This is a genomic window from Methylobacterium nodulans ORS 2060, assembly GCF_000022085.1.
In the GTDB taxonomy this organism is placed as follows: domain Bacteria; phylum Pseudomonadota; class Alphaproteobacteria; order Rhizobiales; family Beijerinckiaceae; genus Methylobacterium; species Methylobacterium nodulans.
The window spans coordinates 3,566,925-3,589,215 of sequence record NC_011894.1 but is presented as its reverse complement, the minus strand read 5'-3'; the positions used below and the strand labels follow the sequence as shown (position 1 = coordinate 3,589,215).

General features: G+C 65.4%; 21 protein-coding genes and 1 pseudogene. 11 read left to right on the top strand and 11 right to left on the bottom strand.

What is annotated here, in order from left to right; genetic code table 11:
* Positions 1 to 887 precede the first annotated feature (887 nt).
* The gene (locus tag MNOD_RS16375; protein WP_015930037.1) at positions 888 to 2,060 is read left to right on the top strand and encodes an alpha/beta fold hydrolase; all 1,173 of its coding nucleotides are present in this window, start codon (positions 888 to 890) and stop codon (positions 2,058 to 2,060) included.
* 498 nt (positions 2,061 to 2,558) lie between these two features.
* Positions 2,559 to 5,249, top strand: a complete 2,691-nt coding sequence (locus tag MNOD_RS16370; RefSeq protein WP_015930036.1) for a UPF0182 family membrane protein — start codon at positions 2,559 to 2,561, stop codon at positions 5,247 to 5,249.
* A 405-nt stretch (positions 5,250 to 5,654) separates the two neighbouring features.
* On the opposite strand, the gene MNOD_RS16365 is transcribed toward MNOD_RS16370, so the two are convergent.
* The 3 genes from MNOD_RS16365 to MNOD_RS16360 all read right to left on the bottom strand — a co-directional run bounded on the left by MNOD_RS16365 (position 5,655) and on the right by MNOD_RS16360 (position 6,772).
* Complete coding sequence (locus MNOD_RS16365) at positions 5,655 to 6,023, bottom strand: PRC-barrel domain-containing protein (RefSeq protein WP_015930035.1); 369 nt, start codon at positions 6,021 to 6,023, stop codon at positions 5,655 to 5,657.
* A 292-nt stretch (positions 6,024 to 6,315) separates the two neighbouring features.
* The gene (locus MNOD_RS46675) at positions 6,316 to 6,480 is read right to left on the bottom strand and encodes a hypothetical protein (RefSeq protein ID WP_157091481.1); all 165 of its coding nucleotides are present in this window, start codon (positions 6,478 to 6,480) and stop codon (positions 6,316 to 6,318) included.
* Positions 6,481 to 6,532: 52 nt separating this feature from the next.
* Entirely contained in the window at positions 6,533 to 6,772 is a 240-nt protein-coding gene (locus MNOD_RS16360; RefSeq protein ID WP_015930034.1) for a YegP family protein, read from the bottom strand.
* A 354-nt stretch (positions 6,773 to 7,126) separates the two neighbouring features.
* Here MNOD_RS16360 and MNOD_RS16355 point away from each other — a divergent pair, with 354 nt between their 5' ends.
* From MNOD_RS16355 to MNOD_RS49100, 3 genes are all read left to right on the top strand, one after another.
* Complete coding sequence (locus tag MNOD_RS16355; RefSeq protein ID WP_015930033.1) at positions 7,127 to 8,506, top strand: adenylate/guanylate cyclase domain-containing protein; 1,380 nt, start codon at positions 7,127 to 7,129, stop codon at positions 8,504 to 8,506.
* Positions 8,507 to 8,973: 467 nt separating this feature from the next.
* Positions 8,974 to 9,624, top strand: a complete 651-nt coding sequence (locus MNOD_RS16350) for a ParA family protein (protein ID WP_015930032.1) — start codon at positions 8,974 to 8,976, stop codon at positions 9,622 to 9,624.
* A gap of 12 nt (positions 9,625 to 9,636) precedes the next feature.
* Complete coding sequence (locus MNOD_RS49100; protein ID WP_015930031.1) at positions 9,637 to 10,113, top strand: hypothetical protein; 477 nt, start codon at positions 9,637 to 9,639, stop codon at positions 10,111 to 10,113.
* Positions 10,114 to 10,316: 203 nt separating this feature from the next.
* Here MNOD_RS49100 and MNOD_RS46670 read toward each other — a convergent pair whose 3' ends face one another.
* Both MNOD_RS46670 and MNOD_RS16340 read right to left on the bottom strand, forming a co-directional pair.
* Complete coding sequence (locus MNOD_RS46670; RefSeq protein ID WP_015930030.1) at positions 10,317 to 10,541, bottom strand: hypothetical protein; 225 nt, start codon at positions 10,539 to 10,541, stop codon at positions 10,317 to 10,319.
* A gap of 497 nt (positions 10,542 to 11,038) precedes the next feature.
* Complete coding sequence (locus MNOD_RS16340) at positions 11,039 to 11,326, bottom strand: hypothetical protein (RefSeq protein ID WP_015930029.1); 288 nt, start codon at positions 11,324 to 11,326, stop codon at positions 11,039 to 11,041.
* 421 nt (positions 11,327 to 11,747) lie between these two features.
* Between MNOD_RS16340 and MNOD_RS43425 the strand changes: the two genes are divergently transcribed.
* Positions 11,748 to 12,709, top strand: a protein-coding gene (locus MNOD_RS43425; RefSeq protein ID WP_076611772.1) for an IS630-like element ISMno11 family transposase whose coding sequence is annotated in 2 segments (ribosomal slippage) — positions 11,748 to 12,087 and positions 12,087 to 12,709 — 963 coding nt in all. Because the reading frame shifts where the segments join, the coding sequence is not laid out codon by codon here.
* A gap of 12 nt (positions 12,710 to 12,721) precedes the next feature.
* Here MNOD_RS43425 and MNOD_RS16325 read toward each other — a convergent pair.
* Complete coding sequence (locus MNOD_RS16325) at positions 12,722 to 13,654, bottom strand: LysR family transcriptional regulator (RefSeq protein ID WP_015930028.1); 933 nt, start codon at positions 13,652 to 13,654, stop codon at positions 12,722 to 12,724.
* Positions 13,655 to 13,759: 105 nt separating this feature from the next.
* On the opposite strand from MNOD_RS16325, the gene MNOD_RS16320 reads away from it, so the two are divergent.
* Positions 13,760 to 14,773 carry a zinc-dependent alcohol dehydrogenase family protein gene (locus MNOD_RS16320; protein ID WP_015930027.1) on the top strand — a complete coding sequence of 338 codons (1,014 nt, stop codon included), beginning with the start codon at positions 13,760 to 13,762 and terminating at the stop codon, positions 14,771 to 14,773.
* A 191-nt stretch (positions 14,774 to 14,964) separates the two neighbouring features.
* Here MNOD_RS16320 and MNOD_RS16315 read toward each other — a convergent pair whose 3' ends face one another.
* Positions 14,965 to 15,756 carry a CDP-diacylglycerol diphosphatase gene (locus tag MNOD_RS16315; protein ID WP_015930026.1) on the bottom strand — a complete coding sequence of 264 codons (792 nt, stop codon included), beginning with the start codon at positions 15,754 to 15,756 and terminating at the stop codon, positions 14,965 to 14,967.
* A gap of 191 nt (positions 15,757 to 15,947) precedes the next feature.
* Between MNOD_RS16315 and MNOD_RS16310 the strand changes: the two genes are divergently transcribed.
* Positions 15,948 to 16,172, top strand: a complete 225-nt coding sequence (locus tag MNOD_RS16310) for a hypothetical protein (RefSeq protein ID WP_015930025.1) — start codon at positions 15,948 to 15,950, stop codon at positions 16,170 to 16,172.
* 245 nt (positions 16,173 to 16,417) lie between these two features.
* On the top strand, positions 16,418 to 18,376 hold the full coding sequence (locus MNOD_RS16305; protein WP_015930024.1) for an adenylate/guanylate cyclase domain-containing protein: 1,959 nt from the start codon (positions 16,418 to 16,420) through the stop codon (positions 18,374 to 18,376).
* A 563-nt stretch (positions 18,377 to 18,939) separates the two neighbouring features.
* On the opposite strand, the gene MNOD_RS49980 is transcribed toward MNOD_RS16305, so the two are convergent.
* Positions 18,940 to 19,701 (bottom strand): collagen-like protein, encoded by a 762-nt coding sequence (locus MNOD_RS49980; protein WP_083786453.1) that lies wholly within the window; start codon positions 19,699 to 19,701, stop codon positions 18,940 to 18,942.
* Positions 19,702 to 19,811: 110 nt separating this feature from the next.
* Entirely contained in the window at positions 19,812 to 20,099 is a 288-nt protein-coding gene (locus MNOD_RS16300) for a hypothetical protein (protein ID WP_244424750.1), read from the bottom strand.
* Between the two features lie 235 nt (positions 20,100 to 20,334).
* Here MNOD_RS16300 and MNOD_RS16295 point away from each other — a divergent pair, with 235 nt between their 5' ends.
* Positions 20,335 to 20,736, top strand: a complete 402-nt coding sequence (locus tag MNOD_RS16295; RefSeq protein WP_157091477.1) for a hypothetical protein — start codon at positions 20,335 to 20,337, stop codon at positions 20,734 to 20,736.
* A gap of 79 nt (positions 20,737 to 20,815) precedes the next feature.
* The gene (locus tag MNOD_RS16290) at positions 20,816 to 21,271 is read left to right on the top strand and encodes a cupin domain-containing protein (RefSeq protein ID WP_244424749.1); all 456 of its coding nucleotides are present in this window, start codon (positions 20,816 to 20,818) and stop codon (positions 21,269 to 21,271) included.
* 163 nt (positions 21,272 to 21,434) lie between these two features.
* On the opposite strand, the pseudogene MNOD_RS45720 reads toward MNOD_RS16290, so the two are convergent.
* Positions 21,435 to 21,692 (bottom strand): annotated as a pseudogene (locus MNOD_RS45720) (transposase); the annotation flags it as partial.
* A 140-nt stretch (positions 21,693 to 21,832) separates the two neighbouring features.
* Entirely contained in the window at positions 21,833 to 22,276 is a 444-nt protein-coding gene (locus tag MNOD_RS16285; protein WP_015930019.1) for a CHRD domain-containing protein, read from the bottom strand.
* Positions 22,277 to 22,291 lie beyond the last annotated feature (15 nt).

Below are 22,291 nucleotides of genomic sequence, written 5' to 3'. Positions count from 1 at the left end.
CGGGTGAGTCGGCCATGGCGGGACGCTACCCGCGGGCGAGGCGGCGCACGAGAGCCGCCAAGCCTCACTCTCCTCCGATCCTCACGGCCCGATCCCGGGCGCATGTGTCCATGACGCAACGCGAACCAGTTGGTGGGGCTGATGGTGGGGCGGGGAGGCAATCGCGCCAAAAAGTCATTATTTATCAGTGCAGTTTCAATCCCTCTCTCTCCGCCAGCTGTTTTCAACATTTCCCCTTTGCTTACAGATAGATAGCCGGGACCCTCAACGAAACGCCCGCAGGGCACGATTGCGTCCAACGCAACGTCCAACACGGCCGGGTGTGTCTGAGGGCGTGCGGATCCTCCGCGAGGAGAGCCGCCGCCAGACCGAGATCCTGGACCGGATCGAGCGCGAGCAGGCCGTGCAGGACGCGCCAGCCGAGAGCACTGAGCCCTGTCTCAGGTCTTTGATCGCGTCGTCGCAGACGAACGGGCGGGCGACTTCTCCAGGCTCATGGCAGCGTGGCCTCGCGCCGAGGAGCCCTGTTCTGCGCTCGGCATTCACGGGTCGTTAACTGCTGAGCCGTTCAACTGGTCCGTATAAATCTGGCTCGGCACTCTCGCATTGCAGCCATTGGTGCAATGGTTGTCGGTTCGGCTGCCACGGTCGGAGCGTGAGTTCGTGTTCGCCCTGTAGAGAGGGAGCCGTCCGACCGGGGGAGCTTGCTAGCCGATTTGAACAACCTAGCGTCACGGTGACACCGAAGAAGCTTCGCACGCAGGAGGGCGCGGAGGGTCCTTGAGGGCGCTGGACATGCCCCGCCAGCCATAGGTGCCGTTCAGCTGTTGCGCCTCCGCCGCAACGGTCTGCCCTCAGCAGGGCAGCAGCTCGGAGAATCATCTGTCGTGCTCTCAACTGCCAAGTGGCGCGCCTCCAAGCGGGCTTCCCGCCGCGTCTCCTCCGGCGTTACCGAGGCGGTCGCCAAGCTGTTGAAATCGGGCGCCAAGCTCACCGGGGCCGCAGCCCGCCAGAGCCATAAGGCTGCGCGGCAGGCCGGGCGGGCTATGACGCTCACGAGAGCGCGGGGTGACGAGGCAACAAGGCCTGCAGGGCAATTCGTCGAGGTGGACGGGCTGCAGGTTCACTACATCGCACGCGGCAAGGGCCGTCCTGTGGTCCTGATCCACGGCAACGGCACCATGGCGGAGGATTTCGTCATCTCCGGCCTCGTCGATCGCTTAGCCAAACGCTACCGAGTGATCGCCATCGACCGGCCCGGCTTCGGCCACACCGAGCGGCCGCGCCACCGCATCTGGACGGCATCGGCCCAAGCACGGCTCGTGCATCGCGTGCTGGAGCGCCTCGGCGTCGAGCGCCCCATCATCGTGGGGCATTCCTGGGGCACCCTCGTGTCGCTGGCCCTCGCGGTCCAGGCGCCGGATGCAGTGCGGGGCCTCGTTCTCCTGTCCGGCTATTACTATGCGGTCCGGCGGGCTGACGTTGCGCTGATCACACCCCTGGCCGTCCCGGGCATCGGGGACGCGGCCCGCTCACTGATGCCGCCCGCGCTCGTTCACCTGCTTGCCCCGCAGGTGTTCCAGCGCGTTTTCAGGCCGCAGGCCGTCCCGGCCTGCTTCCAGGCCCGCTTCCCCGTCGGCCTTTCGATTCACCCGACCCAGGCCCGCGCGAGCGCGGAGGACACGGCGAGCATGAACGCGGCGGCGGCCCTGCTCCGACCGCATTACCGTGGGTTGCGGGTGCCGCTGGCGATCCTCAGCGGAGACGCAGACGCGATCGTAGACCCTGCCGGGCAATCCTGCCGCCTTCACGAAGAGGTGGCAGGGAGCATGCTGACTCTATTGCCGGGTCTTGGTCACATGATCCACTACAGCGCCAAGGCTCAGATCGCGCGGGCGGTGGACACCATCCTGGCAGCAGATGGCAAAAGACTGCAATGGAAGGTAAAGGGCTGTTCGGGCTTGAAGCAAACTCGGGCGCAGGTCGGCTCCGCCTGCGACCAGCCGGTCAGGTCAGGTCCAGCCTCACAGATCTGGGCGGTCCTACGAGGCACGCGTTAGCAGGTTTGCGGGCGACCTGCACCAGCCGCCCCACGCAGCCGACAACCACGACATCCGGATGGCATCGAGCCCGCCCGGCCCCGCCGCGGCGGGCTTCTTCGTTCCCGCGTCGCGCGCGTCAGCCCCGGCGGCTCCAACGCCGGTGCCCCGGTTGCGCGGTGCGACCCGCCGACGAGGGGTAAGCGATCAGGCACGCTGGGCCTCAGCTCAGACCAGCACGTCCACTGGCGCAGCCTGGCCACGACCGCCGCAGGCTCGTGCTTGTTGGTTCCCATCAGGTCCGCCCTCCGTTGGCTCAAAACCATGCTTCAGGGCGGACCACTCCCGTGGGGGCAACGTCATCAAGGATCGAGAGCGGGCCATAGCCAAAGAAACCGCAAAGTTGTAATATCTTTCGAGATGGGCTGTCTTTTGGGTTGAGCGAAGATAACGCTCCCGCTGTGCAAGCCTTTCGTGGCTGTGGGACGAGAGCGCACCTGACAGAGGCGCATGACGACCATGGTACGCATCGTGGCGACCGCCATCTCCGCCATCTTCTGTTTGCTGGTCCTGAGCATTGCGGCCGATGTTATAATCGATTGGGCGTGGTTTTCCGATCTTGGCTACCTGAGTGTATTCCAGATGGCCCTGGCCACAAAGGCAGCCGTGTTCCTGGGCGTGTTCTCGATGAGCATCGCTGCCCTTTGGGTGAATGAATGGCTAGCATTCCGGCTCGGAATGCGGGCACAGTCTGGAGCGCTGGTCCTCGGCAGCGATGTCGCTCGACTTCGGATATCCAGCGGAGCAGACCCTGGCCCGCCATACCTCCGTTTGATCCTGGCTGCGGCGGCCTCTTTTGCGAGCCTTCTCGTCGCCTTGTACCAAGCGAGCCAGTGGGATCTCTTCCTGCGGTTCCTGTACCAGGTGCCATATGGAGATGCCGATCCTGTGTTCGGAGCAGATCTTGGCTTCTTTCTCTTTTCGCTGCCGGCCTATGTCACACTTAAGGATTGGGCGCTCACTCTTATCATTCTCAGCGCAGCCACTGCACTTGCCGTCTATGCGGCACTCGGAAGCGTCCAACTGGGCCCGCGCACCGTCGTTTCCCGGGCGGCCATTGCCCACGGTTCGGCGCTGCTGGGCGCGCTTCTGACGGTAAAGGCTGGGTCCTACGCTCTGGACCGTTACCTTCTGCTCTATTCCAATAACGACATTCTCGTGGGGGCGGGCTATACCGATGTTAACGTTACATTGCCCTTGATTTCGGTTCTTGTCGCCCTCGCGCTGATCGGAGCCATGTTGTCCTTCGCGAATGTGCGGATCTGCAGCCGCAGGCTCCCCGTCGCGGCCGTCGTACTGGTCTTCGGGGGCTCCCTTGTCTTTGGCGAAGTGGTTCCCACCGTGTTCCAAAGCCTGGTGGTGAAACCCAATGAACTGGACCTCGAACGACCGTACATCCAGAGAAGCATCAACCTGACGCGCGCAGCATATGGGCTTCAGAACGTTGCCGTACGGCCGTTTGCAGCCGAGCAGGGTCTCACCCCGATGCTTCTGGAGGCCAATCAGCCCACCATCGATAATATCCGGCTGTGGGACGGTGGGCCATTGATCGACACCTACCGGCAGCTTCAAGAGATCAGAACCTACTACAGGTTTCATACCGCCGATGTGGACCGCTACTGGCTGAGCGGGATTTACCGACAGGTGACATTGGCAGCTCGCGAGATCGATACGTCCCGATTACCCTCCAGCGCGCAGACTTGGGTCAACCGCCATATCTTGTTCACCCATGGAAGCGGCGTCGTAATGAGCCCCGTCAACCGCAAGAGTGCCGAAGGTCTGCCGCTTTTCTACCTCAGGGATATTCCGCCAGTCGCGGACGGCGGGCCACCGATCAGCGAGCCACGCATCTATTTTGGAGAAGTGAATTCGCCCTATGTGATTGTCAATAGCAGTGTTCCCGAGTTCGATTATCCTAAAGGCAATGCAAACGTCTTCGCCAGGTATGGTGGAGCCCGGGGCATACCCATCGGCAGCACTGCGTGGCGGATGCTGTTCGCCTGGTACTTCAAGGACCCAAGCGTTGTGCTCACCGACTATATCACGCAGGAGAGCCGCCTTCTGTTCCGCCGCGCTGTCAAGGAGCGCGTGCACACCATTGCGCCGTTCCTTCGCCTGGACGGCAATCCATATCCAGTCATCACGGATGGGCGCATAGTCTGGATCCAAGATGCTTATACGACGAGCAACTATTTCCCGTATGCCCAGACGGTCTCCAGGGGCGAGCTCGACTACATCCGCAACGCGGCGAAGGTTGTCATTGACGGATATGACGGATCGATCAAGTTCTACTTGGCTGCTCCCTCGGATCCAATTGCTAGAACGTATGGCCGTATTTTCCCGGAACTGTTCACGCCGCTGTCACGCATGCCGGCTGACCTGCAGCGACATCTAAGATATCCGCAGGATCTGTTCATCGCTCAGGTTCAGGTTTACCGCACGTACCACATGGGCACTCCGGAGGTGTTCTATAATCGGGAGGACGTTTGGGAGTTGCCGCGTCAGCTGGACGGCAACGGGGGAACAATGGCTCCTTACTACATGATTATTCGCTTGCCCGGCGAGGCGGAGGCAGAGTTCATTCTCATGGCTCCGATGGTCCCGATTCGGCGGGACAATATGATCGCCTGGATCGCTGCCCGCTGCGACCCGGCCCATTATGGCGAATTGATCGTGTACGAGTTTCCGAAGGACAAACTGGTGTTCGGGCCGTTTCAGATCGAGGCGCGAATCAACCAGAACACGGCCATTTCGCAACAGATCACACTTTGGAATCAGCGTGGGTCACGGGTCATCCGGGGCAACGTGCATGTGATTCCGATTGAGAATTCACTCCTCTACGTGTCTCCTCTCTACCTGCGCGCGGAGGAGGGACAAATACCTGAGCTCAAGCGGGTGATCGCGGCCTATGGCGAGCAGGTCGTGATGGAGGAGACGCTTGCGGATGCATTGGCAGTCCTGTTCCGGCAGCGGGCTGGCGCTCCATCACCGGAAGCGACGGCGGCACAATTGGCTGGTGGCGGCATTCGGGAGCTCCTTCGTGGCCACTACGTGCGAGCTGTAGAGCATTTGAAACGCGGGGATTGGGCTAACTTCGGCAAGGAGTTCGATGCGATGCGATCTCTTCTTGACCATGCCGACAAGCAATAGGGCCGCATCAGGCAAAAGGGGTTATTGCAGAGGTGCTGGAGGGCCTGCTGGCGGGCGGCACCAACAAGACGATCGGCCGCGGCGCATCGCCCGAGGATCGCGACGTTCTCCAGCTCGCCGGTCTCATTGTCGGCCAGGATCCTGATCGCCGCTGCGCCTCGGGTGCATTCTCGCGTGCGAGCGCCTCGCGGGCACGGGGGAGGCCAGCGTCGCAGTGGAGATGACCAAGATCACGGCCGGTGCCGAGCGCGTTGCCGCGGTCGGCACCGGCCCAGGCAGCAATACGCGGCGATCGTCACGAGGATCCCGATGCCCGCGCCGTTCCCGTAGACAGCTTGGTCGCCCGGGCGCGAATCACCTCGGGCGTGAGTCTCACGTCATCAGAGGACCGAGCGCGGGGCGATCTTACAAGGGGTATCCTCCATAGAAGTCGACGAGTTGCTTCCTCTCGTGCCCAGACAGGAGAGACTCGTCGCCACGGGAGAATTCGGGTGCTTTGCGCAGCTGCTCCTCCGTGATGTTCGTTTTGTAGCCGCCGAGCGTCGGCTCGTAATGCAGCAGTTCCCACGGGATCGTATGGGTCTCGGAACCCAAGCCCAGGAAACCACCGAACGTGGTGACGGCATAAACGACATGGCCGCTGATCTTTTCGATCACGAGACGCTTGATGGTTCCGATCCGCTTCCCATCCACGGCGTAGACAGCGGTGCCCTCGATATGATCACTCTCGATGAGCGGGTGGCTCGGAGCCGATGACGTATCCATCTCTGCCATAGCTCGTCTCCTCCAGTTTTCGGTTCAACGGCACCCAGGATTGGCGGGTTCCCAGGGGATCCAAGCCTTCGGCTTTCGCTAAGCGGACAATCCGATCGACTTCGGGGTCAGGGTGAAACCTGCCCCTTGTGCGAACAAACGGAGCGGAGTGCGAACCCGGAACGGCAAGGCCGTGGCGACCGCGACGAGGCTCCGGTCTCGTTCGGGATCACGGCATCGAGGGCCGCCAAGCAGAACAGCCCGATCATGAGCGGCAGAACGACGCGGCCCGCCTCCTCGTTCCGATGCACCGTCAGCGCGCCGTGCCGGACATCCTCCCGAATGAGGTCCGGTGCCGGACGGCCGGCGGTTTCGCGCAGCACACCGTCATCACCGCCGGCGGCATCACGACGTGCAGGTGGAAGCGGTGGGAGCCGGTGCGCTGACGCCGCGCGACCGAGGCGAGGGCAGCGCTCATGCCCTCGTGCTGCCCCGCGATGCCGGAGCGGAGCTGACCCCCCGCTGCGGGATCAGTGCGGAGTGAAGATCGGGCGACGGGGGACCAGCCGCGGTGCACGCTTCGGCGGCGAAACGGGCGCCACCATCCGGCGTGAGGCAGCCTCGATCAAGTGCGCGTGCAAGCAGGCCGCGTCGGCAGCCTCCGGCTTGGTATCGTAGATCTCGTCAGACAACATCAACGTTTCACCCTTGCGACCGATCAGCCGCCATCGCCATTGGCCGGGCTCATCCTGCTCGACGAGGAATTGCATTGCCGCCTCCACTGCCGTTCCGTTTGGGCGAAGTATGCGCGCTGAGGTGGAGGAGGTCGCGCTGCCCGGTGGCTTGCCGCACGCGACTGCGCTGTTCTGTCCGCGGTTCTGGCGAGTCATCCCCGTGATTCACACCTGATAGCCGGCGCACCGCATGCTCGGCTGCCGATCCGGCTTGACCGTCCCGGGTGGTGCGCGAATCGCCCAGGCGATCAGGCGGGCCCGCGGCTCCATGCGAAGACGGTGGAGGAGGGCGAAGCAACGGTGCTCATGCACCGGCTAGCCGCAGGGGGGCGGCCATGCTCTAATCCGGCAATGGCCCGCCCTGCCGAGCCGAGGAGCCAGGAGGCCGTCATGCGGCCAGATCTGCGCGCGGATGATACGCCGCAAGAGGCAGAGCCTTTTATCAGCATCCCTAGTCGCCCCCTGGAAGGCAATCTCGTCGCTGCACTGATGAGCCGCCATGAGGTTGCGGCGGAGCGACTGATCGGGTGGCTGCGCGTGGCGATCGGTATTTGCATCTTTGTGACGGTGATCGCCGCCGATCACGTACTGCGCCACTTGGTGGACGTGTCTCTCGATTCGTTCGAGCGCAATGCCTGGATTGCCTCACTTGGATTCCTGCTTATTGGCGCGGCCAGCATCGTTCTCGCCGAACCGCAGCGCTGGCATCATGGTTTCGCCTACCTGTTCATGGTGCTGGATGTCGGGCTCGTGCTCGTCATCGCATTTCTGGCCATTGGCGAGCGCGAGTTGCCCGGCAACGCCCTGCCCTCCGCTCCTATCGTCTGGGCGGTGCCTCTGGTTCTGGCGGTCGGCGCCTTGCGCTACGACGTCAGGGTTCAGCTTTCTGCCATCGCTCTCCTGGCGCTCGGCCTCATTGCGATCGCCATCGGGCTCGATCATCGCCTGGTCCTGGATACCGCCGGCACCGGGGTCCCGGCTTGGCGCCGGCTATTTTCGATGCCGATCAATGTGATGCGGCTCGAGCTGATCCTCCTGGCCGGAGCAGCCACGGCCTTCGGAATCATCCGCTCGCGACGGCTCCTGTCCTCCGCAGTCAAGGACGCCGTCGGACGAGCCAGCCTCTCGCGCTTTCTTCCGGCCGAAATCGCGCCCCGGGTGGCGGCGGGCGACGCCGATCTCCGCCGCGGGCGCCGTCAGAGGGCCGTCATCGTCTTTGTCGATATCCGCGACTCGACGGGCATGGCCGAAGGCATGGATCCGGAGCGCCTGTCGCAATTTTTCACCGCCTTCAGGACTCGGATCCTGGGCTGCGTGCGCACGCATCGCGGATTCGTCGACAAATTCATCGGCGACGGAGCGCTGATCCTGTTCGGGGTGCCGGATGAGGGCGGTGACGACGCAGCTCGCGCTCTTGCCTTCGCGCATGACCTCGTCCGGATCGTCGAGGCTTGGAACGCCACACGCGAACTGCCTCATACCGTGCGGATCGGGATCGGGATCCATGTCGGCGAGGTGTTCTGCGGCATCGTCGGCGACGAGGAGCGGATGGAGTTCACGGTGTTGGGCGATGCGGTGAACGTCGCCTCGCGTCTCGAGCAAGCAACGAAGCGATATGGCGAGATGATCCTAGCCTCTGGGGCTGCCGTCGAAGGCTCATCGGATCATGCCTCGTGGCGGGAGATCGGCCACGAACCTCTCGCCGGACGCAAGGAACCCATCGTGATCTTTGCCCCTGCGGCTTCCATCACAACGAGCGGGGATGGGTGAATCCATCTCGGCGGCGTTGTCACGGGAGTGGCTTTCACGTGCCAGGAGCCGACCAGCGGGGCAGGCGCCCTTCGCACTTTCAACGACCAAGTGAGCGTCGAAATGGCCGCAGGCCGCCCCAGCCGACGGTAGAAACCTCAGCTTCATGTTGCACTGCGGCATTCGCCTTGCCAATGCGCATGAATGGCTCGATGGCTCTTCTAGGAATCCTGCCCGCATATTGCATTTGGCGATAGCTTTAACTCGTCGTTAAGCATCGGCATCTATAATGAATACTGAAGGCAATGGGCGGCAAAGCCATAGCGAGCGCCCTGTCCATTGCTGCCGGAGGCTAAGCGGCGTCTCGCTCTCGCTTTGCTCTTCCTGCCAGTTCGGAGGTGGTCGCACAGAGCCGCTTGTGCAGCATGCTCGCGATAGCGCCACAGCCTTGAATCCATGAAGACTCAGCGCTCCTGAGGAGAACGGCTGTGCATGTGATCCTGATCGCAGCTCAGAAGGGCGGGGCTGGCAAGAGCACACTCGCCGTGCACTTGAGCGCCCTCGCTGATCGTGACGGCAAGACGCTCCTCGTCGATACCGACCCGCAGGGTTCGCTGTCCATGTGGCACGGACGGCGCACAGCCGAAACACCCTGCCTCACCCGTGCCAGTGCTCAGGCTGTGCCGGAGGTTCTCAGCACGGCCCGGCGAGAGGGCGTCGCCTGGGCTGTGATTGACAGCCCGCCTCACAATACCTCCCTGATCTCGACTCTCATGAGCCGAGCAACTCTGACCCTGATCCCCGTGCGGCCCGGCCCATTCGATCTTGATGCGGTAGGCGCGACACTCGCGATGGCCCGCAGCCTCAAGGCACCCATGGCCTGCATCATCAACGCCGCTCCACCAACCACGCGCGGCGAGCGGCAGACGAGCGCCGTCGCGGAAACCCGGGCCGTCCTGGCCAGCATGGGGGCGCCTGTTCTGCCTGGACAGGTGTCCCAGCGTGCAAGCCTGTCGCACGCCCTCATCACCGGCCAGTCCGTCGACGAGTACGACCCGCATGGGCGCGCAACAGCGGAGATTGCTGCGATGTGGTCAACGGTGTCTGAACTCGCCCGCTCTCTTCCCCGTCATGCTTGAGGCTCCATCCCTATGGCAAAGCCGATGCGCCCATCGTTGATGAGCCTCTCACCACAGGAGGGCTCAAAGCAGCAGCCGATCGTGGGAGTCTCCGCAACAGACCTCCACCAGGGTCACGTGATCGACGCGAATGCCGGCAGCCTTGTTGCAGAGCCTCAGGAGCCCTTGCCCGAGCCGGACGCTGCGCAGCTTCATCTGAACCGAGCCGGCTGGTCGGAGATGAGCCGGCTGGCGCAGGATCTCGGGACGCCGCTCCGTGATCTGATGGCCGAGGCGTTCAACGATGTGCTGCTGAAGCATCAGAGACCGCCGGTTGTGGAGGCCAGAGCGCCGGGTCAGGAGGTCGCGTCCGATCTCACCCTGATGGTCCACGCTTCGCTTCGGCCTCTGGTCTGGCCTATCCTGATGGGAGCCTGGTACTGGCATCAGGCCGTGACCTTGCCCCTGGCGGCAATGTGGGGCAGCGAGGGCTGCCAGCGCCTCCGGTGAGGCGATGTCGCGGCGACGTCCCCGGACGCGGTGTGCTGGCGAGCGCGTGCGCCCTCGGCCGGTGGATCGGTGGATGGCCGCGGCGGAAGCCCGTCACGCTGGCGCGGGACACGCGCCGCCGCGAAGCGGCTTGGCCTTGAGGTGAGCGAGCCGGTCCGGCCCCTTCACCGAGACAGCATCGGCACGGACGGGGCCGGTCACGATCAGAGCGGCCTGACCTCTCCGGGACTGAGCTTCAGACGAGACGCGAGATTGTCGGAGAGGTGACCGCACAGCTCAACAGTGGACCCATCTGCAACCGTGGAGATGACGACTTCCAGGGCTTGAGGGCCACCCTCCGCGAGCACTGCGTAGACCCGCAGCTCGGCACCGTCACCCGAACCGACCGCTACGGTGAAGGCTGTCAGCTTTGGTGTGTGATTCTTCATGCTGCCCTCGCCAGCAGGTTCGCGGTTCGTACTGCATGGCGCCGCGCGTCCTCGCTCATGGCCGAGTCGGTCGCGATCCGATTTGCCCACGCGTGTCCTGCGACGGCCGCGCCGACGTTGATCCCATCCGTGAGCGGTCCGCAACCTCTCCCGTACCGAGCCCGCCCCCGCCGCGGTGGGGTTCTTAACGCGCAGCAGACTGTTTCGTTGCCGGGGACATTGTGCTCTCCTGCGCTCTCTTCTTCGAGGTCGCTCCACGCCCGGCTGCCCCCGCAGCCGGGCCTTTTTCGCCTCAGGCCTCCTTGTCCGGCCACGGTACGTCCCGCCCGACCACCTGGTAGTGCGCCCGCGGCGGCCCGGATCCGCTCATGCCCCAGCCGCTCTCAGCGTGGATCCGCGCGTCATGCGCCAGGATGTCCCGGCGGACCTCCGGCGAGACCTTCCCCGCCCGTGATCCGTTCGGGCGAGATCGGATCATAAAACAGGAGAGGGCGGGTTCAGGCTCTTGTCCGTTCTCGCCCCAGAGGGGTCAGCATCGGCAATAGCGCCAGCCGGAGGGCTTCCATCTGCTCCTCTGTCTCGGCGCGAGCCCGGCTCTCATCCGGCGCCAGGAGGGCCCGCAGGCGGGCGACCTCGCCGGCCAGGCGCTCGTTCTCGGCATTGAGCAGCGCCACCTTTTCCTCGGCGATCCGGGCGCGCGCCAGCGCCTCGTTCCGCTCTTGCTCCCGAGCCTGTACCCGGTCGCGCCACAGGCGCGTCGCAACAGTTTCGGGTTCACCACTCATGGTCGCCTCCCGCCGGGATGAGATCGCCGCAGTCAGAATAGCATGGCTTGGATCGGGAACCTGAGCTTGTACTGCTCGCCGGCGGCCGGGGTGTCGGGCATGCCGGCATGTAGGGCCGTGCGGACTTCTCGGGCCGCTTGGATGCCGGCTTCGGCTCCGATCCGGGCACCTGGTTCTGCATCTGTCGGGCCGCTTCAGCTTGGCGCCGCTGCTGCTCGGCCTGTGCGGCACGCTGAGAGCCATGCCCGACCCCGTTGGGTCGGGCATGGCTCTCAAGCCTTTGATGTGACACGCTCGCTGACGCCGAACCGGCCTCCACTTCGGCGGGGAGCGCTCTAGAGCGGGGTCCGAGCGGGTTGAAACCGTGGTGATGGCAACGCGTTGGCCGGTCCCCGGGGGGGCGGCTCAACGGAGGTGGCCCATGCCCTCAGCTTTGTCTGTCGACCTGCGCCAGCGCGTCGTCTCGGCCGTTGCAGAAGGCGCCTCCTGCCATCAGGCCGCCGCGCGCTTCGGGGTCAGCGTGGCCAGCGTCAGCCGCTGGTCCAGGCAGCAGGAGGGCCAGGGAGATGTCACGCCCAAGCCCATGGGCGGCGACCAGCGCTCGCAGCGCATCGAGGCTCATGCCGAGCTCATCCTGCAGACCTACCAAGCCCACCCGCAGAGCTTCCTGCATGAGCTCTGCGAGACGCTCCAGGAGCAAGGCGTTCCGGTCAGCCGCAGTAGCCTGTCGCGCTTCTTCGCCCGGCACCGCATCACGCGGAAAAAAGGGCGACGTACGCAGCTGAGCAGGAGCGGGAGGATGTAAAGGCGGCTCGTGAGGCGTGGTTTGCCGGCCAGCTTGAGCTGGATCCGGAGCGACTGGTGTTCCTGGATGAGACCGCCGCCACCACCAGCATGGTCCGCCGCTACGGCTGGGCCCCGCGCGGCGAGCGTTGCCGCCTCGCGGCACCCGCAGGGCACTGGAAAACCACCACTGTGATTGCCGGGCTGCGCACGAGCGGGCCTGACGCGATCGCTCTGCTGGACGGCCCTGTGACGGGCGAACGCTTCCGCGCCTACGTGACCGACACCCTGGTCCCCACCCTGAGACCCGGCGACACCGTGATCCTGGACAATCTGGGCGCTCACAAGGTGGCCGGCGTGCGCGAGGCGATCGCGGCAACCGGGGCCCGGCTGCTTTATCTTCCTCCGTACTCACCTGAGTTCAACCCGATTGAGCAGGCCTTCGCCAAGCTGAAAGCGCTGTTGCGCAGGGCGGCGGCCCGCAGTGTCAGTGAACTCTGGGCGGCGATCCACCAAGCCTTCAAATGCTTCTCGCCGGCTGAGTGCCGCAACTACTTCACAGCTGCTGGATACGAGGATGATGCTTACGCTTCAACCTGATCGGGAGCGGCTCTAGACCCGGCAATCCGACGGCAGCGTCGTTGCCTGGGGCAGGCTGGCTGCGAGCGCATCAATGGCAAGCCGGACCCGCACCGGCAGATGGGAGGTCTGCGGCCAGAGGGCATGGCTGTCGAAGACGTGTGACGGCAGGTGGTCGAGGACCGTTGCGAGCCGGCCCGCCCTGACATCGGCTCCGATCAGCCAGCAGGGCAGCCACGCGAGACCGAGCCCGTCCACCGCTGCGTCGAGGATCGCACCGAGATCGTCGAACCGCATCCGGCTCGGCGGTGTGACCTCGGCCGGTGCGGCACCCGGCTGAGGAAAGAGCCAGGAGCGGACCCGTCCGGGACGGCCGTAGAGAACGGCCCGATGGCGGGCGAGGTCGGTCAGCGCGTGGGGAATGCCGTGAGCTGCGAGATAGGCCGGCGAGGCGCAGACCCGCATGTGCTGGCGCGCGATGCGGCGCGCCATGAGCCCGGGCCAGTCCCTCAGGGGGCCGTTGCGGACAACGAGGTCGAACCCGTCCTCCACGACGTCCACCAGCCGGTCGTTGAAGTTGAGATCGAGCTCGAGCCGCGGATGAGCCTCCACGAGCTGGACCAGCACCGGCGCGATGCAGCGACGCCCGAACAGGACGGGGACCGAGACGCGCAGGCGCCCGGCCACGTCCCGGCGGCCCGACTCCAGCATCGCCCGGGCCGCCTGCAGATCGCCCAGGGCGCGCCGGCAGGACTCGAAGAACGCCTGGCCATCCTCGGTGAGGGCGAGCGACCGGGTCGTGCGATGGAAGAGCCGGGTGCCGAGCCGCCCTTCGAGCCGCGTGACCGCCTTGCCGACCGCCGAGCGCGACAGGTTCAGCTTCGCCGCCGCGCTGGCGAAGCTCCCCGCCTCCACGGCCGCGACGAAGGCGGGCAGATCCACCAGCAGGTCACCGTGATGCATCATTGTCGCCCGCGAGGAACCGATCCGGCGCCGAACTATCGTCACCGACGCGTGTCGCGCAACGCTACGACCGTGCCGTCTCGAAGCATCCGGAGAGGGAGACTCGGCATGAAGCGTTGGGAGATGACGGCGGTGGGCCGCGAGCAGCTGCGGCTGGTGGATGTTCCCGTACCGGAGCCGCGCGCCGGCGAGGTGCTCGTGAGGGTCGCGGCGGTATCGCTGAATTATCGCGACAAGCTGGTGATCGAGAACGGCATGGGGCTGGCGCTCGACCATCCGTTCACGCCAGCCTCCGACCTGGCCGGAACCGTGATGGCGCTCGGCGAGGGCGTCAGCCGGTTCAAGATGGGGGACCGCGTGATCTCGACCTTCAGCCCGGACTGGGTCGAGGGCCGTCCGCCCGGCAGTGCCCGAACGCCGCCGTTCCGCACGCTCGGCGGCGCCTATCCCGGCGTCCTCGCCGAGTACGTCTCGTTCCCGGAAGGCTGGTTCGTCGCCGCACCGCAGAGCCTCGACCTGGCCGCAGCGAGCACGCTTCCCTGCGCTGGTCTCACGGCTTGGTTCGCCCTCGTCGAGCGCGGGCGCCTGAAGGCTGGCGAGACCGTGCTGGTCCAGGGCACGGGCGGCGTCGCCCTGTTCGGGTTGCAGATCGCGAAGCTCCACGGCGCCGAGGTGTTCGTCACCTCCGGCAAGACGGACAAGCTGGACCGCGTGCGGGCGCTCGGCGCCGACCAGGCGATCGACCGGACGGCCGGGGATTGGGTGGAGGCCGTCTATCGGCTGACCGGGGATCGCGGCATCGACCACATCCTGGAGATCGTCGGGGGGGCGCATCTCGCCCGCTCGCTGGAGGCCGTCGCCGTCCATGGCCGCATCTCGGTGATCGGCGTTCTCGAGGGTTACGAGGTGTCCGGCCCGGCGCCCCATCTCCTGCGCAAGTCGCCGGTGGTCCAAGGCGTCAGCGTCGGACACCGCCGGGCGCTGGAGGACCTCGTCGCGGCCGTCGACGCGACGGGCCTGAAGCCGGTCATCGGCCAGCGCTACACCCTGGAGGAGTTGCCGAAGGCGCTCGACCATCTCGATCGCGGTCCCTTCGGCAAGCTCGTGATCGAGATCGGCTGAGCGCTTCCGGCACCCGAGCAGCTCGGCCGGGACGGCTTCAGACGCCTGCCTGAGGCCGTCGCCCCTCCTGGCGCTCAGCTATTCGGCGGCGATGGCGTAGCCGTCCGGCATCTCTGGTATCCGGTCCCTTCCGCGCCAGCCGTCGCCGCGAGCGTGATGTTGCCCCACGAGAGCGAGTCAACATCAAGGGCTCATTTCGCGGCTGCCTTTGCGAGGGCTGTGCATGCATGATCGAGCAGCTTCTCCGCATGCGCCTCCGGATCACGGTAAGCGAGGAGGACAAAGTCTCTCGTGCCGCTCTCCCCGGATACACTGATCATCGCAAGGCTCGTGTCGCGCAATTCGGTCCGGCGCCCGGGCAAATGCCCCAACGCGGCAAACGGGTTGAGGTCGCGCATCTGATCCGCCCCGACCCGCAGGGCAAAGAAGCGGCTGCCCTGCAGCGCGATCGGCATTGCGGCCCAGGTGCTGCCGATGGTGCTTGCATAGTGCTGCAGAGCGGCCTGCACACTCGGCTGTACGCAATCGAGGTGGATGTGCAACTGGTCCTGGCTGCGTCCACCGATCGAGTTGACCGCCAAGCCGACATCATACGCAGTCAGGCGCCCGCCCAGCGCCTCGGTCACGTAGTGACGGGCCGCGAGGGCAGCCTGCCAGTACGCTGTCCCAGGTCGCTGCTGCAGCTGCGGATCCTCCAGCCCGACCACCCGCTCGGTTGGCATGACGACGACGTGTGTTGCCTGACCCGGCGCGCGCAGCACGGCCGTGCCAGGGCGATCCTTGTCGCCGAGATCCACGGCCAAGCAGGGGAGCGCGCGTCCTGTCATCCTCTTGGTCAGGATGCAAGTCTGCAGAGTGACCCAGAGCAGATTCCTGGTGGGCTCGGTCGCTGCCGCCGCAGGAGCGAGGATCAGGCACAGCAGCAGATAGCAGCGTATGGAATGCCATCGCTGCGTCACCTGGGGTCCGTCGTGTCTGTCCAACAGCAGCTCCTCCGATGGCAGGATCGACCGGGTGTCAATCGCTGCGCCTGCCGACGAACTCGTCCGGATGCGCAATGGTGCCATGTAATTACCCACGGGGTGTGCTTGGCCGCGCGCTGACGCGCGCCGGGCGCCCGTGCCTTGGAGCCATGCCTCTTGCCGGGCGCCGATTTCGCTGATTCCCTCGTGGGATGGGCCGCCGCGAGCTTGAACGCTTGAGCAAGGAGGAGATGATCGAGCTGGTGCTGCGGCTGCAGCGCCCGGACAAGACCTCGCGCACCTCCTCCAAGCCGCCCTCCACCGATCGCAAGCTCGAGGGTGCCGGACCGCTGGAGGTCGTGCAGCATGTCGGAGCGCGTCACGACCTCCGCCAGGCGTGCGCGAGCTTGCGCGACCTCCGCGCTCAGGACGGATAGCTGGGTTTCCAGCGCCGCATCTGGCATTGGCCCGGCCGGGCCCGAACCCCGACGCGACCGCGCCGCGCGTAAGTCGCCCTCCCAAACCAATGTTCTGCATGAGGGTGTCTGACCGGCAGGCGGAAATCTGAACTCGGTCGCGCAGCTGCTGATGTCCCGGTGGCCCGCTCTGCTGCCCAACTTGGACATGTTAAACTTGGACATGTTATAAGTGCAGGAAGATTAAATGGCGGAGGCGGTTGCCGATGGCCGTTCAGAGCGGAGGCGTGAACAGAGCAACCGCAGAACGCCATCTGGCGGCCATCATGGTCGCCGACATCGTGGGCTATAGCCGGCTGATGGGGGCCGACGAGGCCGGCACCCTCCGTCGCCTGAAGGCCCTGCGCCGGGAGGTCATCGACCCCAGCATCGCGGCGGCTCGCGGGCGGATCGTCAAGGCGATGGGCGACGGGCTCCTTGCCGCGTTCCCGAGCCCCCTGCGCGCCGTCGCATGCGCGGTCCGGATCCAACGCGCCATGCTGATCCGCGAGGCTGGCCGTGCGCCGGATCAGCAGTTCCGGCTGCGCGTCGGCATCAACCTCGGCGATGTCGTGGAAGAACCGGACGGGGATGTGTACGGCGACGGCGTCAACGTGGCCGCTCGCCTTGAGCCCCTGGCCGAGCCGGGCGGCTTGTGCATCTCCCGTCCGGTCCACGATCAGGTTCGGGACAAGCTGCCGTATCGGTTCGAGGATCTCGGCAAGCGGGAGTTGAAGAACATCGCACGGCCCATCGGCGTCTTTGCGCTGTCGGCCTCCGCGATCGGCTCGCTCTGCATCAGCGATGAGGCTGCAGAGGAGCCGTTTCCCTCTCGCTCGCATCCGCGCAAGCCTGCTGCGCTGGCAGCCTGTGCCGCCGTGCTGCTCCTGGCAGGCGGAATCGGCTGGTGGTCCTGGTCGGCCTTGCGGGCGCCCGCACCGGGCCAGCCGGGCGCGATCCCGGCGGCCAGCAGCGCAAACGCCCCGCCGCTCTCCCTCGTTGTCCTGCCCTTCGCCAATCTCAACCATGATCCGGAGCAGGAATATTTCGCAGACGGGATCACGGAAGACCTGACGACGGATCTCTCGCACCTGGACGGCAGCTTCGTCATCGCCCGGAACACCGCCTTCACGTACAAGGGCAAGCCGACCGATGTGCGGCAGGTCGGCCGCGACCTGGGCGTGCGCTACGTCCTGGAAGGCAGCGTACGGCGGGTCGAGGAGCGGGTTCTGCTGAATGCCAAACTGATCTCTGCCGATACGGGGGCGCAGATCTGGGCCGACCGACTGGAGGGGGACCGGAGCAAGCTCGGCGAGCTGCAGGCAGAGTTCGTGGCGCGCCTTGCCCGCTCGCTCGACGTGCAGCTGACCCAGGCTGAGAGCCTGCGCTCCCTGCGCGAACGGCCGAACGATCCGGATGCGGGCGACCTCGCCATGCGGGGCTGGGCGGCTCTCAATCGCCCTCGCAATCCGGCGCATCTCCGTGAGGCGCTCAGGCTGTTCGACGAAGCCCTTCAGCATGATCCGCGCCTCGTCTCGGCCCTGGTCGGCAAAGCGCGATCCCTGACCTATCTGGCTTGGCTCCGCTGGAGCGAGACGCCAGAGAAGGACTTGGCTGCAGCGGAGGCCGCCATCGCGCAGGTCCTCTCGGACATGCCTGATCACGCGATGGCACATTTCGTCAGAGGCGACATTCTGAAAGCAAGGAAAAAACCTGATCTGGCCATTCCCGAGTTGGAGACGGCGATCGCGAACGACCGAAACCTGGCTCTCGCCTATGAGGCGCTTGGGCACGCCAAAATCCTGCTCGGACGATCGACCGACGCGCTCGTCCCCATCGAGAAAGCTCTTCTCCTGAGCCCGCACGACCCGGCGTTGAACCTTTGGCTCTTTCACATGTGCCACGCATATACGCACATGGCCCGCTACAGCGAAGCGATCCCGTGGTGCCTCAAGTCCAACGCGGTGGCTCCACTCTGGCTGTCCTATGTCGATCTGGCTGCGGGTTATGCCTGGACCGGGCAGGCAGCAGAAGCCCATAATGCGGTTGCCGAGCTTCTCAAGCTGATGCCGAACTACACTGTCGAAAAATGGGCGAATGCCGGATTTTCCGACAATCCACAATTCCTTGCCGAGTACCAGAGGATCGTCGAAGGGCTGAGAATGGCTGGCCTGCCGGAGAGATGACCGCGCCTGTGCGAGCGCGCGACCGTTCTGAGCAGCCGGAGCAATGCCGAGGTTCCTGAGGCCGGACGTCGGGACCGGCGGAGCCTCATCCCAACGGGCCTTGCCAACGGGCCTTGAAAATGACCGTTGTTGGTTCCGGTCTCCAATTCTCGCCAAGCCTCCTCGTCGAGCCTCCGGCTTGGCGAAAATCCGAGAGCGGAACCACCGGTCATTGGAAATGCCCGTTGGTATTAAACGAAAGTTAATGCCCTGCCGCAGCCAATGTGCTGACAGTGCGGGGCTTCATTCATCTTGAAGCCCCAACGACTGAGCCCGCCAGCCCTGCTGTGCGGGCTCATTTCTGTCGGTCGCATCAGGCTGCGCCCTGACGCATTGTCGCGCCGGATGGTCGGCCTGAAGGAAAGGCGCTCGGGTCGCGCCGCCGGCGCGCCGATGAGGCTGTGCCGGCCGTGGGGCTCGCGACCATGCGAGCGGGAGCGCTCCCCGCCGAAGTGGACACCGGTTCGGCGCAAGGGAGCGCGTCACATCAAGGCTTGAGAGCCGCCGACCGGTCGGGCACGGCTCTAGTGTTTGGCGCAGATCGCGCGGGCCTTCAGCGGCGTTGGCGTCGTGCCCAACGCGAAGCAGTAGATGCTGCTCTCATCCATGGCCGGCCTTTCGCCACCACTGCATGTACCATTCACGGCAAACTCGTCCCGAGCACAGGTTGCGACGCATCGCCCGCCGGCGCTGCACTCCTCCACCTGCACGCGGAGGATCGACGCGGCGGCCGCAATCTTCCCTTCGGGGCCCGGGGGGCCGGCAGGACCGGGAGGGCCGCTCTCACCCCGCTCTCCCTTCGGCCCAGGGGGACCGGCCGGCCCAATGCTTCCGGGCTCGCCCTTCTCGCCCCTGACACCTTGCGGTCCTTCCGGCCCTTGCGGCCCTGCAACCCCTTGCGGTCCCCTCGGCCCGATCACGGCCTTTTCCGAATGGGCAGCTGCTGGAAGAACCTGGGCCGATTTGCCTGCGATGCCCTCTCGTCCCTCGGGGCCTCGCTGTCCGCAGAAGCCGACGACGGCCTGACGGCTTTCGGTGTCCGCTTTCACGGTCACCAAGCAATTTGCAGGATGATAGACGAGCCGGAATGTGAAGCGTCCGTCTTTCTCGGCGGTTGATTGATAGCTGTCATCGAGTATCAGCTTTGTTTGGCGAGCAGGGGTTAATCTGCCGACGACGCGGAGCTCCCCATTGGTAATCATCGATTGCTCGATGACGATCTCTGCAGACGCGCCCGAGGCCAGCAGTGATGCAAAGGCCGCCGACAAAACCAGGTGCCGAGTCATGCCATGCCATCCGTATCGTTGGCTGTTACAGCTGGGAATCGTGTCGAAGAACGGCTTGCCGACCGAGAAAGGCCCGGTTCCTTCTCCGCAAGGCGCGGAGGGACCGGATCCTATTGCCAAGGTTTCGGTGCTGGCCCTGCCATCGGGACGAGGCACGAGACGAGGCAGATGAGAGCTTCGTCGAAGGTGGCCTGCAGTTCGCCGACGGAGTGAAACCTGCCGCCCTGCCATTGCTCAGTCGCGAACCATGCGCAGTATCGGCCGTCCGGCTCCACCATGTGCCAGCGCCGAACTCTGCCGATCAGCGCTTCATCGCGGTAGACCCGCTTCTCGCGCGTGGCGGCATCGCCTTCGTAATGCCAGCAATCATCGGTGCGTAGCGGCATCGTGCGCTCCATTTTTTGATCGACACTATTGCCGGCCGCGGAACCATCCGCCGCTGATCTTCCGGGGTATTCCGACCGTCCTATGGGCTGGCGATGATGGCTCGGCGCTGTTGGGCCGATCCCGCCCGTGATCTCCGTTGGTGATGCCCTTTGGCCGGCATTGTACCGCCCGCGGTTTGTGAGACACCGATTTGAAGGCTACGCGGCCAGAGCCGCGGATGGCTGAGATTCGGTGAAACCGGCATCGGTGGCTTCGGCGACCACGGGTTCCTCGCTGCCGCACATGGCGGGCTTCTCGGCGGGCTTCCCGGCAGGAGATGTCGTGGGCATGATCCGCCGCGGGTCCAGCCTCAGCCAGGCGTGGGACCGGATGGAGATCGCCCTGCGCGAGACGATCCGCTTCTGCCCTGCCGATCACTGCCTCGATTTCCGAGGCTCCCACGGCTCCGGTGCCGTGATGGGCATGGCGCCGGATGCGGTCCGGCGCCCGTCGCCGTTCCGGTTCGGGGCCGCCGTGGAGCGCTGGAACCGGGCCGGCGGCGGGGACGGCGAGACCGGGCCGAAGCTCACCGGCCGCAGAGCGGACGAGATCACGGCGTCGCTCGACGAGCTCCCGGGTATGGGAGAGCGACAGCAGCATCGTGTTTAATCGAAACAGCGATTGCGCTAGTATTCCGACGCCCGGCAGTATCCGCGAAGGGAGGTTCGTTATGAAACGGACAATTCCGATGGCAGCCTTGGCGCTTGCAACGGTTGGATTCTTCTCGCCCGTGGTCGCCGCAGATGATCACAAGATGATCACGCCGAAGGACATCAAGTGGTCACCGGCGCCACCCATCTTACCAAAGGGCGCGGAATCCTCTGTCCTCCATGGCGATCCCACGCGTCAGGGGTTCTTCGTCATGCGTATCAAACTCCCGGCCGGATACCAAGTGCCGCCCCATACACACCCGGTGAACGAGGTGGTCACTGTCATCTCGGGCAACTTCAAGCTGGGGATGGGGTCGGAGGCAGATAAGAGCAAGGCACAGGACATGCCCGCCGGTAGTTTCTTCGAGTTTGCGCCGGGCAGGCCCCACTTCGCCTACACGGACGAAGAGACGGTGTTGCAAATCACGACCGATGGGCCCTGGGGTCTCACTTACGTGAACCCGAAGGACGACCCTCGCCAGAAAACACAATGAGAGTGGAAGAGCGGCAGCGGCATGCATTGGGCCGAGCCGGATGCTGCTGACGCGGCAGCGGGTGCGACAGAGGCCCGCCAGCCTGATCGACCTCCGGTCGTAGACATCCCCGGCGACCGAACTCGTCGCGCCGGCGAGCCGGGCGCGCGGCCTTGAGCGAGCGCTGGCTGGCGTCGATGCTTTGACTGTCGAGCATGGCCGCCGTGGGCGAGGCGTCCCGGCCGACGCGGTTGCAGTCGGCCATGACGAGGCGGTGGTTGATCCGGGCAGTCAGCCTCTCATCCCGCCGGCGGCTGAAGGAGCCGCAGGTGGTTGAGCGCGGCCGTAGGTCCTCGGGGGTCAGGCGCCATGCGATGCCGCCGCGCAGGACGGAGAAGATTGCCTTCAGGACCTCGCGCATCGTCCAGCCCGGCGGGCGGCCATGGGAGGTCGTCACGACGAGCCAAAGCGGGATCGATGCTGTGGCCGGTCTGCTGCGCGTGGACGAGCCCGCATCTCGGCCGCCGCCGCGACGCGCTCCAAGTGCTCGAATTGCAATGTGCTCGAATTGCAATCCGGGATTCAGGGCGCCCTTTCGACCTGCCCGCGGATCTCACCTTGCGGGTGTTCGCGTGTGTGGATGTTGAGGTAGAGCTTGCCTGCCGTCAGATCCGCCGCCTTCGCGTCGTCCAGAGGCGTCGAGCCTTCGAACGGGCTCGTGGTCGCCGTCACCGGGATGAGCACGCCCGCGTTCTGGCCCGGCTCGGCCGGGCCGTGAAAGTGCGCGGCCGTGACAGGACCGGTGAGCCCGCTGTAGTTGCCTTTCCAGGTGAGCATCCTGGTCGCCGGATCATAGGTGGCCGTGATCTCGCCCGTGCCCTTGGTCTGGTTGGGTGGCACCTCGCTCGTCCCGTTCAGGGTGGCCCTGAAGGTCTGCTTCTCGCCCGCAGCATCCGCGGCACCCGCAATACCAAGCGCGAGGGACAGAACCAGCGCGGCGACGCCGCAGGGGATGACACGGGTCATGCTCGCCTCCTCAAT

Excerpts from the sequence above, each read along its gene's own strand:
- MNOD_RS16370 (WP_015930036.1), top strand. The coding sequence starts at position 2,559 with ATGGTACGCATCGTGGCGACCGCCATCTCCGCCATCTTCTGTTTGCTG.
- MNOD_RS16365 (WP_015930035.1), bottom strand. The coding sequence starts at position 6,023 with ATGGCAGAGATGGATACGTCATCGGCTCCGAGCCACCCGCTCATCGAG.
- MNOD_RS46675 (WP_157091481.1), bottom strand. The coding sequence starts at position 6,480 with ATGAGCGCTGCCCTCGCCTCGGTCGCGCGGCGTCAGCGCACCGGCTCC.
- MNOD_RS16360 (WP_015930034.1), bottom strand. The coding sequence starts at position 6,772 with ATGCAATTCCTCGTCGAGCAGGATGAGCCCGGCCAATGGCGATGGCGG.
- MNOD_RS16355 (WP_015930033.1), top strand. The coding sequence starts at position 7,127 with ATGCGGCCAGATCTGCGCGCGGATGATACGCCGCAAGAGGCAGAGCCT.
- MNOD_RS49100 (WP_015930031.1), top strand. The coding sequence starts at position 9,637 with ATGGCAAAGCCGATGCGCCCATCGTTGATGAGCCTCTCACCACAGGAG.
- MNOD_RS46670 (WP_015930030.1), bottom strand. The coding sequence starts at position 10,541 with ATGAAGAATCACACACCAAAGCTGACAGCCTTCACCGTAGCGGTCGGT.
- MNOD_RS16340 (WP_015930029.1), bottom strand. The coding sequence starts at position 11,326 with ATGAGTGGTGAACCCGAAACTGTTGCGACGCGCCTGTGGCGCGACCGG.
- MNOD_RS16325 (WP_015930028.1), bottom strand. The coding sequence starts at position 13,654 with ATGATGCATCACGGTGACCTGCTGGTGGATCTGCCCGCCTTCGTCGCG.
- MNOD_RS16320 (WP_015930027.1), top strand. The coding sequence starts at position 13,760 with ATGAAGCGTTGGGAGATGACGGCGGTGGGCCGCGAGCAGCTGCGGCTG.
- MNOD_RS16310 (WP_015930025.1), top strand. The coding sequence starts at position 15,948 with ATGGGCCGCCGCGAGCTTGAACGCTTGAGCAAGGAGGAGATGATCGAG.
- MNOD_RS16305 (WP_015930024.1), top strand. The coding sequence starts at position 16,418 with ATGGCCGTTCAGAGCGGAGGCGTGAACAGAGCAACCGCAGAACGCCAT.
- MNOD_RS49980 (WP_083786453.1), bottom strand. The coding sequence starts at position 19,701 with ATGACTCGGCACCTGGTTTTGTCGGCGGCCTTTGCATCACTGCTGGCC.
- MNOD_RS16300 (WP_244424750.1), bottom strand. The coding sequence starts at position 20,099 with ATGGAGCGCACGATGCCGCTACGCACCGATGATTGCTGGCATTACGAA.
- MNOD_RS16290 (WP_244424749.1), top strand. The coding sequence starts at position 20,816 with ATGGCAGCCTTGGCGCTTGCAACGGTTGGATTCTTCTCGCCCGTGGTC.
- MNOD_RS16285 (WP_015930019.1), bottom strand. The coding sequence starts at position 22,276 with ATGACCCGTGTCATCCCCTGCGGCGTCGCCGCGCTGGTTCTGTCCCTC.